The 12904-nt window shown below is 69.9% G+C and carries 13 protein-coding genes; 7 read left to right on the top strand and 6 right to left on the bottom strand.

Annotation, left to right across the window (positions count from 1 at the left end; genetic code table 11):
• The first annotated feature begins 117 nt into the window (after positions 1-117).
• Positions 118-2352, top strand: a complete 2235-nt coding sequence (locus PZB75_RS11390; protein ID WP_275535187.1) for an MMPL family transporter — start codon at positions 118-120, stop codon at positions 2350-2352.
• Positions 2353-2631: 279 nt separating this feature from the next.
• Here the strand turns inward: PZB75_RS11390 and PZB75_RS32030 are convergent, their stop codons facing one another.
• The gene (locus tag PZB75_RS32030; protein ID WP_343286227.1) at positions 2632-2973 is read right to left on the bottom strand and encodes an SsgA family sporulation/cell division regulator; all 342 of its coding nucleotides are present in this window, start codon (positions 2971-2973) and stop codon (positions 2632-2634) included.
• A gap of 190 nt (positions 2974-3163) precedes the next feature.
• Between PZB75_RS32030 and PZB75_RS11380 the strand changes: the two genes are divergently transcribed.
• The 6 genes from PZB75_RS11380 (at position 3164) to PZB75_RS11355 (ending at position 9063) form a co-directional block, all read left to right on the top strand.
• Entirely contained in the window at positions 3164-4237 is a 1074-nt protein-coding gene (locus tag PZB75_RS11380; protein WP_275535186.1) for an energy-coupling factor ABC transporter permease, read from the top strand.
• Between the two features lies 1 nt (position 4238).
• Complete coding sequence (gene cbiQ, locus PZB75_RS11375; protein ID WP_275535185.1) at positions 4239-5003, top strand: cobalt ECF transporter T component CbiQ; 765 nt, start codon at positions 4239-4241, stop codon at positions 5001-5003.
• A complete protein-coding gene (locus tag PZB75_RS11370) occupies positions 4991-5902 on the top strand; it encodes an ABC transporter ATP-binding protein (RefSeq protein ID WP_275535184.1) in 912 nt (303 codons plus the stop codon). The genes cbiQ and PZB75_RS11370 overlap by 13 nt, the downstream gene beginning before the upstream one ends.
• A gap of 156 nt (positions 5903-6058) precedes the next feature.
• Positions 6059-7219 (top strand): serine hydrolase domain-containing protein, encoded by a 1161-nt coding sequence (locus PZB75_RS11365; RefSeq protein WP_275538674.1) that lies wholly within the window; start codon positions 6059-6061, stop codon positions 7217-7219.
• Positions 7216-8010 carry an SDR family NAD(P)-dependent oxidoreductase gene (locus PZB75_RS11360; protein ID WP_275535183.1) on the top strand — a complete coding sequence of 265 codons (795 nt, stop codon included), beginning with the start codon at positions 7216-7218 and terminating at the stop codon, positions 8008-8010. Before PZB75_RS11365 ends, PZB75_RS11360 begins: the two co-directional genes overlap by 4 nt.
• A 93-nt stretch (positions 8011-8103) precedes the next feature.
• The gene (locus PZB75_RS11355; RefSeq protein WP_275535182.1) at positions 8104-9063 is read left to right on the top strand and encodes a D-2-hydroxyacid dehydrogenase family protein; all 960 of its coding nucleotides are present in this window, start codon (positions 8104-8106) and stop codon (positions 9061-9063) included.
• A gap of 64 nt (positions 9064-9127) precedes the next feature.
• On the opposite strand, the gene PZB75_RS11350 is transcribed toward PZB75_RS11355, so the two are convergent.
• The 5 genes from PZB75_RS11350 to PZB75_RS11330 form a co-directional block, all read right to left on the bottom strand.
• On the bottom strand, positions 9128-9613 hold the full coding sequence (locus PZB75_RS11350) for an EamA family transporter (protein WP_275535181.1): 486 nt from the start codon (positions 9611-9613) through the stop codon (positions 9128-9130).
• 95 nt (positions 9614-9708) lie between these two features.
• Positions 9709-9960, bottom strand: a complete 252-nt coding sequence (locus PZB75_RS11345) for a hypothetical protein (RefSeq protein WP_275535180.1) — start codon at positions 9958-9960, stop codon at positions 9709-9711.
• A 30-nt stretch (positions 9961-9990) separates the two neighbouring features.
• A complete protein-coding gene (locus PZB75_RS11340; protein WP_343286226.1) occupies positions 9991-10392 on the bottom strand; it encodes a hypothetical protein in 402 nt (133 codons plus the stop codon).
• A gap of 278 nt (positions 10393-10670) precedes the next feature.
• Positions 10671-10844 carry a hypothetical protein gene (locus PZB75_RS11335; protein ID WP_275535178.1) on the bottom strand — a complete coding sequence of 58 codons (174 nt, stop codon included), beginning with the start codon at positions 10842-10844 and terminating at the stop codon, positions 10671-10673.
• 417 nt (positions 10845-11261) lie between these two features.
• Positions 11262-12503, bottom strand: a complete 1242-nt coding sequence (locus PZB75_RS11330) for a helix-turn-helix transcriptional regulator (RefSeq protein ID WP_275535177.1) — start codon at positions 12501-12503, stop codon at positions 11262-11264.
• Between the last annotated feature and the right edge of the window lie 401 nt (positions 12504-12904).

Below are 12904 nucleotides of genomic sequence, written 5' to 3'. Positions count from 1 at the left end.
CCGCACGGCCCTCTCCCCGCTCTCCCCGCGCAAGCTCGACCTGACACGCCGCTCTCGTCGTCGGGCTGGTTCCGCACGCCCATTTCCACACCACGACCTGACCGGGAGTACGCCTCCGTGGCCACATTCCTCTACAAGCTCGGACGGCTCGCCTTCCGGCGCCGCCGCTATGTCGCCCTCGTCTGGGTGGCACTGCTGGCGCTCGCCGGATTCGGCGCGGCCTCCGCGTCCACCTCCACCTCCAGCTCGTTCTCCATACCCGGCACGGAGGCCCAGAAGGCCTTCGACCTGATGGAACAGCGCTTCCCGGACGCGGCGGCCGACGGGGCGACCGCGCGTGTCGTCTTCAAGGCACCCGACCGCCAGAAGATGACGGACCCGGCGAACAAGGCCGAGGTGCGCACGCTCATCGCCGACCTGAAGTCCGGTTCCGACCAGATCGCCTCGGTGGCGGACCCGTACACGGGCAACGCGGTCAGCAAGAACGGCACCACCGCGTACGTCTCCGTCTCCTACAAGGTCAACTCGATGGAGCTGACCGACGCCACCCGGGACTCCCTGGAGAAGGTGGGCGACGAGGCGAAGGACAGCGGGCTCACCGTGGAGATCGGCGGTGACGCGCTCCAGGTGATGCCGGAGACCGGTGCCACCGAGATCATCGGCGTGGCCATCGCCGCGGTCGTCCTGGTGATCACCTTCGGCTCGCTGATCGCGGCCGGGCTGCCGCTGCTGACCGCCCTGATCGGGGTCGGCATCGGTGTCTCCACGATCACCGCGCTGGCGAACGTGCTGGACCTGGGATCGACCACCTCGACCCTGGCGATGATGATCGGCCTCGCGGTCGGCATCGACTACGCGCTGTTCATCGTCTCCCGCTTCCGCGCCGAACTGGCCGAGGGCCGCGAGCGTGAGGAAGCCGCCGGGCGGGCCGTCGGCACGGCCGGGTCCGCCGTCGTCTTCGCCGGTCTGACCGTGGTCATCGCCCTGGTCGGCCTGGCCGTCGTCAACATCCCCATGCTCTCCAAGATGGGCTTCGCCGCGGCCGGTACGGTCGCGATAGCCGTCCTCATCGCACTCACCCTCGTCCCGGCGCTGCTGGGCTTCGCGGGCAAGCGCGTCCACGGACGCAGGGCCCGCAAGGCGGCCGAGCGGCCGTCCGCCGGTGAGCCGAAGCCGAACATGGGCACCCGGTGGGCGCGGTTCGTGCTGCGCCGCCCGGTGTGGGTGCTGCTCGCCGGAGTGATCGGCCTCGGAGCCGTCGCCGTACCCGCCGCGTCGCTGGAGATGGGCCTGCCCGACGACGGGTCGCAGCCCACCAGCACCACCCAGCGCCGCGCCTACGACCTGCTCTCGGACGGGTTCGGCCCCGGATTCAACGGGCCGCTGCTCGTCGTCGTCGACACCGCCGGCAGCTCCGACGGCAAGGCCGCCGCCAAGCGGGTCTCCGACGAGATCGGCCACAACCCGCACGTCGCCGCCGTCACCCCGGCCGCCTTCAACAAGGCCGGCGACACCGCGATGATCACCGTCGTCCCGAAGGACCGGCCCAGCTCGGCCGAGACCGAGGACGTCGTCCACGAGATCCGTGACGCCGGTCTGCGGGTCAAGAGCGACACCGGCGCCGAGGTGCTGGTCACCGGCGCCACCGCGATGAACATCGACTTCTCGCAGAAGATGAACGACGCCCTGCTGCCCTACCTGGCACTCGTCGTCGGGCTGGCCTTCCTGCTGCTGATGGTGGTCTTCCGGTCGCTGCTGGTGCCGCTCAAGGCGGCCCTCGGCTTCCTGCTCTCGGTCGTCGCGGCCCTGGGCGCGGTCGTCGCGGTCTTCCAGTGGGGCTGGCTCGGTTCGCTGCTCGGCGTCGAGCAGACCGGTCCGATCATGAGCATGATGCCGATCTTCATGGTCGGTGTGGTCTTCGGTCTGGCCATGGACTACGAGGTGTTCCTCGTCACCCGGATGCGAGAGGCGTACGTGCACGGGGAGAAGCCCGGGGACGCGATCGTGACCGGCTTCCGGCACGGCGCCCGGGTCGTGACGGCCGCCGCCGTGATCATGATGGCGGTCTTCGCGGGCTTCATCGGCTCCAGCGAGTCGATGATCAAGATGATCGGCTTCGCGCTCGCCATCGCGGTCTTCTTCGACGCGTTCGTGGTCCGGATGGCGATCGTGCCCGCCGTGCTCGCCCTGCTGGGCAAGCGCGCGTGGTGGCTGCCCCGCTGGCTGGACCGGGCGCTGCCCAACGTGGACGTGGAGGGCGAGGGGCTGCGCAAGGAACTGGGCGCGACGCCCGGCGCGGCCGGTGACGGTGAGGGCGGTTCCGGTGGGGAGCGCGAACTGACCCGCGTCTGAGACCCCGGGGGCGCGTGCGAGCAGAGCGCGCCCCCGGTACGCCGCCGGTCACCCGTGGGGACGGGGTCGGAGGCGGTGCGAAGGCCCCCGTGCGGCACGGGGGCCTTCGGCGTGCTCGTGTGACGTATGTGGCCATGAGGTACGGCGTTGTCGCGCCGACGTGTCGCCGCTGTGCTGCGGTTGGCACGTTGCGCTGACGCCTTGCCGTGACGTGTTGCGGTGAGGCGTTTGCGGTGACGCGTTGAGCCCGGCGGGCCCGAGTCCCGGCCGCGCCGCGCGTCAGACGCTGACGGACTCCTTGTACGTACGGTCCAGAAAGCGGATCAGCGGCCCGTTGTCCAGCTCGATCACCTCGACGCCGTCGGGCGAGTGCAGTTCCACGACCAGTTGGGCCCGGCCGCAGGGCCAGACACGTACCCCGCCCCGCTCCACCGGCGTGCGCAGCCCGTCCTCCAGCAGATCGCGGCCCAGCACCCAGTCGGTCCCGCCGGGAAAGGTGACGTGGACGGTGGGGGGATCGGCGGTGGCGTCGTACCGCAGGGCCACGGGGATCTGACCGCCTTCGTCGGGAGCGTCGGATATGAGCCGGGCTCGGGCGGGCTCTTCGATCACGGGGGGCATCGGACCGGCTCCTCAACTCTGCGGGACTTTGCACTCCAATGTCCCATATTTCGCGGGATCGGCATGAGGAGTGCGGTAGTCAGTTGTGATGGGCCCGCTCTTGCGAACTGTTCGCAATAGAGCCCTATTATTGATGGGTTCATGACCCCGCCTCTCGTGGCGACGGTATCGACGAAGCGGAGCCACACAGATGCACGTACCCGACGGATTCATCAACGCACCCGTCTCCGCCGTCGCCGGTGTCGTCGCCGCCGGGGCGGTGGCCGTCAGCCTGCGGGGCGCCCGGCGCGAACTGGACGAACGCACCGCGCCGCTCGCGGGGCTCGTCGCCGCGTTCATCTTCGCCGTGCAGATGCTGAACTTCCCCGTCGCGGCGGGCACCAGCGGCCACCTCCTGGGCGGTGCGCTGGCCGCGATCCTGGTCGGGCCGTACACCGGAGTGCTCTGCATATCCGTCGTCCTGCTGATGCAGGGCATCCTCTTCGCCGACGGCGGACTCACCGCGCTCGGCGTCAACATCACCGTCATGGGCGTCACCACCACCGTGGTCGCCTACGCGCTGTTCCGGGGCCTGCTGAGCGTCCTGCCGCGCAAGCGCCGCACGCTCACCGTGGCGTCGTTCGTCGCCGCGCTGGTGTCGGTGCCCGTCGCGGCCTGTGTGTTCACCCTCATCTACGCCATCGGAGGGACCACCGACGTACCCGTGAGCAAGGTCCTCACGGCGATGGTCGGCGTCCACGTCCTGATCGGCATCGGCGAGGCGGTGATCACCGCGCTGACCGTCGGTGCCGTCGTCGCCGTACGCCCCGACCTGGTGCACGGCGCGCGCGGACTGACCGCGCCCCTCAAGCTGCGCGTCGACGGTGAGCTGATCGACGCGCCCGCCGCCGCTCCCGCTCCCGCGCCCACGGTCGCCACTGCCGCCCCCGCGCGCTCCCCGCGCACACTGTGGATCACCGGCCTGGTCACCGCGCTCGTCCTCGCGGGCTTCGTCTCCTTCTACGCCTCCGCCAACCCGGACGGCCTGGAGAAGGTCGCCGCGGACAAGGGCATCGACAGGAAGGTCGAGGACCACGCGGCCAAGGACTCCCCGCTCGCCGACTACGGCGTCAAGGACATCACCAACGCCCGTCTGTCCGGCGGCCTCGCCGGGATGATCGGGGTCGGCGCCACGATCGTCGTCGGCAGCGGGGTCTTCTGGGCGGTACGCCGACGCCGCGCGGCCGGGACCGAGACCGGTACCCCGGTCAGGGACGCCGTCTGAGATGGGGGCGGGCCACGCGCACACGCTCTACCGGCACGGCCACACCCCGGTCCACACCCTGCCCCCGCACTGCAAACTCGCCGCCGTCCTCTCCTTCGTGATCGTCGTCGTCTCGACGCCCCGCGAGGCGGTCTGGGCGTTCGCGCTGTACGCCGCACTGCTCGCCGGGGTCGCCATGGTGGCCCGCATCCCCGCCCGGTTCCTGCTGGGACGACTGGTCATCGAGGTGCCGTTCGTGGCGTTCGCGCTGCTCATGCCGTTCGTGGTGCCCGGCGAGCAGATCGAGGTCCTGTCCTTGTTCCACGTCAGCGTGAACGGCCTCTGGGGCGCCTGGAACGTCCTGGCCAAGGGCACCCTCGGCGTCGCCGCCTCCGTGATCCTCGCGTCCACCACCGAACTGCGCTCCCTGCTGCTCGGCCTCCAGCGACTGAGACTGCCCCCGCTGCTCGTCCAGATCGCCTCCTTCATGATCCGGTACGGGGACGTGATCACGGACGAGATGCGGCGGATGTCGATCGCCCGGCGCTCACGCGGTTTCGAGGCGCGCGGAGTACGCCAGTGGGGTGTGCTCGCCAAGACGGCGGGCGCCCTCTTCATCCGCTCGTACGAGCGCGGCGAGCGCGTCCATTTGGCAATGATCAGCCGTGGCTACACCGGATCGATGCCGGTCATCGACGAGATCACGGCGGACCGCAGACAGTGGGCGTACGCCGCTGCGCTGCCCGCTCTCGCCCTCGTCGTATGTCTGCTGGGATGGACTCTATGACCCCGCCGTCCGTGTCTCCCGTCCCCTCGGTCCCTTCCGTACCCCCGGTCGCCGCCGCCGCGCCCGCAGGCCGGCCCGCGCCCGCCGGACCCACCACTTCCGCCTCTTCCGCCTCGTCCGCCGGACCCACCACCCCCGCCGAACCCTCCCCGCCGCCGTCGCTCGAAGTGAGCGGCCTCGCCTACGCCTACCCGGACGGCCACCAGGCCCTGTTCGGGGTCGACCTGACCGTCGGACGCGGCGAACGCGTCGCGGTGCTGGGGCCGAACGGGGCGGGCAAGACCACCCTCGTCCTCCACCTCAACGGCATCCTCGACGCGGGCGCGGGAACCGTCCGGGTCGCCGGGCTGCCCGTCGAGAAGCGCAACCTCGCCGAGATCCGCCGCCGCGTCGGCATCGTCTTCCAGGACCCGGACGACCAGCTGTTCATGCCGACCGTCCGCGAGGACGTCGCCTTCGGCCCGGCCGCCGCCGGAATGCGTGGCCCCGAGCTGGAGGAACGGGTCGTCACCGCGCTGCGGCGCGTCGGCATGGAGGAATACGCGGACCGGCCGCCGCACCACCTCTCGTTCGGCCAGCGCCGCCGGGTCGCCGTCGCGACCGTCCTCGCCATGGAACCGGAGATCCTGGTCCTGGACGAGCCGTCGTCCAACCTCGACCCCGCGTCACGCCGCGAACTCGCCGACATCCTGCGGTCGTTGGACGTCACGGTGCTGATGGTGACGCACGACCTGCCGTACGCCCTGGAGCTGTGCCCGCGAGCCGTCGTGCTCAGCGACGGGGTGATCGCCGCCGACAACCGTACGCAGGACCTGCTCTGCGACGAGGAACTGATGCGCGCCCACCGCCTTGAACTGCCGTTCGGATTCGACCCGGGCTCCGTCACGCCGGGCGTCTGAGCGACCACGCCTTCGAGTGCCCGTTCCGCTGAGCCTCCGTACCCGGGCGGGCCCTGGGCCGGAACGCCCGACCGGCGCCCGGTGGCAACCCCCGTGGCACGGTCCGCCCGCCGGGCGATGCACCATGGAGGGATGAGCGCGAGCGCGGGAACAGGCGTGGATGTACGGGGCACGGTCGCGGCCGGATTCGAGCCGGTCGCGGACGCTTTCGTCCGTAACTTCGAGCACCACGGTGAACGCGGCGCGGCGGTCACCGTCTACCGCCACGGGCACAAGGTCGTCGATCTGTGGGCCGGTACCCGGGACGTCGACGGCGTCGAACCGTGGGCCGTCGACACCGTGCAGATCGTCCGCTCGGCGGGCAAGGGCATCGCCGCCGCCGTACCGCTGCTGCTGCACCAGCGCGGCCAGGTCGACCTGGCCGCCCCGGTCGGCACGTACTGGCCGGAGTTCAAGGCGGCGGGCAAGGAACGCGTCCTGGTACGCCACCTCCTGGCGCACCGGGCCGCGGTGCCCGCGCTCGACCGGCCGCTCACCCCGGGAGAGGCCGCCGACGGGGTGTCCGGGCCCCGGGCGGTCGCCGCGCAGGCGCCGCAGTGGGAGCCCGGCACCGACCACGGCTACCACGCCCAGACGTACAGCTGGCTCGTCGGTGAACTCGTCCGCCGCGTCACCGGCCGGACCATCGGCCGCTGGATCGCCGAGGAGATCGCCCGCCCGCTCGGCCTGGACTTCTGGTTCGGGCTCCCCGAGCACGAGGCGCACCGGATCGGCCGGATCGGACCGGCCGAACCACCCGCCGCCGTGCACAGCGGCGCCCTGCGGATGCGTCCCAAACGCGCGGTCACCGACGCCTACAGCGACCCCGACTCCCTCACCAGCCGCGCCTTCGGGGCCATCGACCCGTTCCCCGACGAGAACGCGCCCGGCTACCGGGCCGCCGAACTCCCCGCGTCCAACGGCATCGCGACCGCCCGCGCGCTCGCCCGCTGCTACGCGGCGATGATCGGCGAGGTCGACGGCCACCGGCTGTTCGCCCCGGCCACCCTCACCCTGGCCCGTACCGAGGAGTCGGCGGGCCCGGACCGGGTCCTCGTCGTCAACACCCGCTTCGGCCTCGGCTACATGCTGCACGGACCGGCGGCCCCGCTCCTCGCCCCCGGCTCCTTCGGCCATCCGGGGCGCGGCGGCTCACTCGGATTCGCCGACCCTGAATCGGGCATCGCGTTCGGCTACGTGACCAACGGCCTCCAGAAGGGCGTCACCGCCGATCCCCGTGCGCAGGCCCTGGTCAGAGCAGTACGGTCAACGGCATGACACCCATCACAGGTTCACGTTTCGACGGATACGGCGTACTCGTCACGGGCGCCGCGCGCGGTATCGGCGCGGCCACCGCCCGCCGGTTCGCCGCCGAGGGCGCCCGTGTCCTCGTCACCGACCTGGACGGTGAACGCGCGGCGGACACGGCGGCGGAGATACGGAAGACGGGCGGCACGGCCGACTCGGTGCCGTGCGACGTGGCCGACCGGACGGCGGTCGAGGCAGCCGTGGCACACGCGGTGCGCGTCTTCGGCTCGCTCGACGTCCTCGTCAACAACGCGTACTCCTGCACCCCCGACACCACCCTCTTCGAGGACGAGCCGGACGAGGGCTGGGAGCGCGACCTGGACGTCTCCCTCTCCGGTCCGTACCGCTGCGCCCGCGCCGCGCTACCGCATCTGATCGCGTCGGGCCGGGGTGCGATCGTCAGCATCGGCTCGGTCAACGGCGAACAGGACTACGGCAATCACAGTTACAGCGCCGCCAAGGCGGGCCTCGCCTCCCTGACCCGCACCCTGGCCGGCCACGCGGGTCCGCGCGGTGTCCGCGTCAACCTGGTCGTCCCCGGCACGGTCCGCACGGACGCCTGGGCGGGCCGCGACGCGGAACTGGACCGGGTGAGCCGCCTCTACCCGCTGGGCCGCGTCGGCGCACCGGACGACATCGCCTCGGCGGTGACCTTCCTGGCCTCCGCGGACGCGGCCTGGATCACCGGTACGACCCTGCGTGTCGACGGTGGTCTGCTGGCCGTCAACCAGGGGTTCCGGCAGGCGATCCAGGGGGAGTAGGAGGCCCGCCCGCCCCGGCCGTCGGCACGTCGGCCTGATCGTCTTCTAAGCTGCGTGGCAGGACGTGTACCCGAGGCCGGTGGGGGACCCACGATGACGTTGCGCTGTGCCGTGCTCGACGACTACCAGGAGGTCGCGCTCTCCGTCGCCGACTGGTCATCCGTCGGGAGTGAGGTCGAAGTGACGGCGTTCCGGCGGCACTTCGCGACGGAGGACGAGTTGGTCGCCGCGATCGAGGGCTGTGAGATCGTCGTCGCGATGCGGGAGCGTACGCCCTTCACCGAGCGGGTCCTCGACCGGTTGCCGAGGCTTCGGCTGCTGGTCACCACCGGGATGCGCAACGCGTCCATCGATCTCGGGGCCGCGGCGCGGCGCGGAATCACGGTGTGCGGGACCGCCAGCGGTTCCGAGCCGGCGGTCGAGTTGACCTGGGCGCTGATCCTGGGCCTGGCCCGGCGGATCGGGGAGGAGAGCGGGGCGCTGCGGGCGGGCGGGCCCTGGCAGAGCACGCTCGGCACCGATCTGCACGGCAACCGGCTGGGGTTGCTCGGACTGGGCAAGATCGGGACGAGGGTCGCGCGGGTCGGTCAGGCGTTCGGCATGGAGGTCACCGCATGGAGCCAAAACCTCACCGCCGAGCGCGCCGACGCGGTGGGCGTCCGACTCGCGGGCAGCAAGGAGGAGTTGCTGGAGACCAGTGACTTCGTCTCGGTCCACCTCGTGCTCGGTGACCGTACGCGCGGACTGCTCGGCGCCGACGAGCTGAAGCGGATGCGGCCCTCGGCGTATCTCGTCAACACCTCGCGGGCGGCGATCGTCGACCGGACGGCACTCGCCGACGCCCTGCGCGGGGGATGGATCGCGGGCGCCGGACTGGACGTGTTCGAGCACGAACCACTGCCGGCCGACGACGAGTTCCGTTCGTTGCCGAACCTGCTGGCCACCCCGCACCTCGGCTATGTGACCGAGCGCAACTACCGCGGCTACTTCACCCAGGCCGTGGAGGACATCGCCGCCTTCCTGGCGGGGAGGCCGGTGCGGACGCTGGGGTGAGGCGGCCGGGCCTGCGACCAGGCCGGGCCGGGCCGGGCCGGGCCGGGGGAGTTTGGCGGGTGGTTCAGTCGGTGTGCAGCATCAGGCCGATGCCGATCACCATCAGACCCGCCGCCGCGAGCCTCGGCGCCCCGAAACGCTCCTTGAAGAACACGGTCCCGATCACCGCTCCCACGATGATCGACGACTCGCGCAGGGCGGCGATCGGAGCCAGCGGCGCCCTCGTCTGGGCCCACAGGACCAGCCCGTACGCCACCACGGACATCGCTCCGCCGGCCAACCCGCGTACCGCGAACGGACGAAGCTCGGTGAGGAGCCGGCCACGGCGGCGGTACAGCGCGTACACCGGGATGGTGAGTCCTTCCAGGATCATCAGCCAGGCGATGTAGCCCAGGGACGAGCCGTGCAGTACGGCTGGGCACCCCAGGTAAGGCCATGCCCCGGCCGCAGGGAAGGGTACGAAGGCTGCTGCGGCGAGACCGACCACCGCACCGCCGGTCGAGATGAGGGTGAAGGAGAGCAGATGGTCCTTGATGCCGTGTCCGAACACTTACGACTTCCAGCGAGGTACGCCACGGGCCCGGACATGCAGAAACCCCGGCCAGCGTCCGAGTGGGAACGCTGGCCGGGGCCGGTATGCGGGTGCTACTCGTCCTTCTTCGGCGGCAGTACGAACCCCCGGGTCGGCCCGCTGTGCCGTCTGGGCGTGGGCGGCTCAAACTCCGCCGCCAGGGCCGCCACTACATCAGCGGTGATGTCCCTGCGGGTCGCGGGGTCGGCCTGGTCGTACACGCGCCACAGGCCTGTCAGGTTCTCCGGGTCCTCTGGCGCGACGACACCGGGGATGCCCACCTGTCGCAGCACTCTGTCGACCTGGCGGGCTTGTTCCGCGTCCATCTGCTCACCCTTCGTTGCGGTCCGCGCAGCCTAGTCGCCGCCTCCGCCGTGGGTTGCGCAGTTGCCGGGGTTGATGGGGCCGCAGCCACCCGGGGGGCAGTGCTGGCACTGGGCGGCGACTGTTACCAGGGACTTGGTGGGGGCCGTCCACAGCTCCGAGTCGGTGTCGTACCCGGCCTGTTCGATGGTCGCCAGCGTGCGTGTGATGACGTGCTGGTCGAAGCGCTCCGGGTCGGGGCGCTCCGGATAGTGGTGGACGAAGTGCCCCAGGCCCTCGCACAGCTTGGCGTAGAGCGCCGTGTGCAGAATCAGCGCGTGCCACCCCTCATCCACCACCTTGGAAGGGGCGATCTTGACCGTGCGGAACCGCGCTGCGGCGTCCACGAACTTGAGTGCTTCTGCGACGATCCGTTCCGCCGTAGGCTGGTCCATGCCGGGGTTGCTGTCGAGGACAGTTGCGGCGACACCTTCGAACCCTGCGGGGGTCAATAAGGCGCGTGCATTTCGCATTGCTGTGCCTTCCTGTTGGGTCGGCCCGTCCCGGCCATCGTCCTTTCCAGGGGGTTGGAGCGGCCGGGACGGGTGGTCTTTGCCGACATCCGCCGAGAATTCGACAGAGGCGGACGTTCAGAGGTGGCCGGCTGAGGGCTGTGCTTCCGTGACGCGCGCGTGGTCCGTGTCCACTGGGCGGAAGAGATCGTGCTCGGGATTCAGCCCTGTGTGGCGTAGGTACCAGGCTTGCGCGGCTTCCTGTTGTCCTGGGCACCGGAGCCCTGACCGCAATCCGTTGCCACGCAGAACGTCTCGAAGGTAAATCCGCCTTCGGTCATATGACGGGTGGTGTTGTCTGCGAAAGCGAATACCGGGTGCTCATGGCGCTTCATCTGGGTCTTCGTCGCTGGGCAGGCGTAGCCTTCGGCTCTCAGCGATTCGCAGCAGACCGGCAGGACTCTCAGCGAGTCGAAGCCCGACGTACCGCACTTCCACATGCGGTGACATGGCGTCGTCCAGTACCTTCTTGGCCTCGCTCAGCGACTCCTCGCCAATGGCTGCCTGGGCGGCGTCGAATTCGTCAGCGAGACGGGACAGGAACCCATCCTTCTCAGATGCACCCAGGAGGCACGCCTTACCGTCATCTGTGGCCCACGGAAGCAATCGGGGCCGGCCGTTCGCATCCATGTGAAATATCCCTCCGCCGTACTGCTGGTGGAGAGAACCTACGGGTCGTCAGTTGCCCAACCCAGATACAACGCGACGTAGTTCGGTGCGAGGGCCGCGCTATGTACTTCGCTTCGTGGTACTTAGCCAGCAATGCCCAGCTGGGCGGCCATTTGACGCATGTCCGCTGTCAGTGTGCGCTTGCGGGTGCGGAGGATATCCGCCATGACCCGACGTGCCATAGGTTGATGAGTCAGCCAGACGTCGGCGGCTTCCCGCAGGGAAATGAGTTCATCCATGGCGTCCTGATGGGACCCCAGCGAGACATAGGCGCTGGCGACATCAAGCCTGTGGCGGTTCCAGTTGTTCGGACTCAAACGCCCGATGTTCTTCGCAGCTTCAGGACTCAGCGGCCCGTCATCGGCCCTCCGGAGTACGCCCCGGTAGTCCCCAATCAGGGCAAGATCTTCAATGGTTTTAGCCTTAGCGGTTGCCGGACCGAAAGCGCTCCAGTGGAACGGGAATTCAGTATGTTCACGACCCAGCGCACCGCCCGCCGTGGCAGCCATCCGTCGGGCGTGATCCGCAACGTCTTGCCGGTTGTTCCGCCGCGCAGCAGCAGCCACCCGCAACCAGAGTTCGCCCCACACGGCCAGTTCTGCGGGGGTCGCCCGGGAAATCCTCGGCTCGATGGCTTCCGCTGTCTTCGCTGCTAGTTGTTCACTCTCCTCGAAGCGGTCCTGCCGCAGCAGCAGCCAGCCCATGCCCACAACTCCCGTCGCAGCCAATTGAGTCTGGCCAGCTTCCCGGGCCAGCCGAATAGCCTCCGCCAAGGCGAAGTAAGCCATGTCGTACTGACGGACCTGAGTCAGGTACTTGCCGGTCAACAGCAGCGCATGCGCACGGGCGATCGTGGCCTGTCGTTGCTCCGTGCCTTCCAGGATCGCCACGGCGGCCTCTGAGGACTGCAACAGGCTGGGCAAGGCGCGCGCCACGGACGTATAGCGATCCGCCTGATAGAGCGCGTGGCCGACCTGTACGCCTTGGAGAACGGCCCGGGGCTCCCTCGCCTCCCCAGGCTCCGACAGAGGTGCGGAGAGGCCCACGGGGGGCATCAGGGCCCGTCGCAGCTCCGCCAGGCTCCGCCGGTTGGCTTCGTCCACTGCTCCGATGGTGGGCCTCGGTGCCTCGCTGGCGAACAGGTCCGACGTGGACACACCCAGCGCGCGGGCAAGGGCCGCCAGCGAGGCCATACTGAGTTCTCCGCCTTGCTCGGCTTTCCGCACGGTAGAGAGAGACAAACGCGACTCTTCCGCAAGGCCCTCTTGACTCAGCCCCGCAGCGCGCCGGAATCGCCTTACGTTGTCGGCCAACCCTGTGGACATCGCCGCATCACCTCAAGGTCCAGCGTACGGCTGCGGCCCTACCTGTCATCCCGCTCCCGCAGAACCAGGGCCTGGGAGCTGACGTCTCGTCAGCTATCAGGAGGAATTGTCGCAACATGGGTACTCGGTTTGCGCAGTTGCCGGTTCTCTCGACTCGTCCGACTCGTCCGACTCGCCTGACGCTGGACTGGGCGTTCCATCTTGCTGCCCTGCGCATGGTGTGGCTGAAGGTGTTGGAGCCGAACCGAGCTGGCATCGCCGCGTACGAGAAGGCAGGGTTCCGCCTATCCGGCCGACTGAGGCAACCGGGATACTGGCTCGCCAAGCCCGTGGATGAACTACTTGTGGACGCGCTGCCCGAGGACTTCCCGGGACCGTCCGCTGCGGAGGCCACTCTCCGG

This window comes from Streptomyces sp. AM 4-1-1 (assembly GCF_029167625.1).
In the GTDB taxonomy this organism is placed as follows: domain Bacteria; phylum Actinomycetota; class Actinomycetes; order Streptomycetales; family Streptomycetaceae; genus Streptomyces.
Note: the sequence above shows the minus strand (reverse complement) of the source record. Positions and strands in the feature narration are given on the sequence as shown.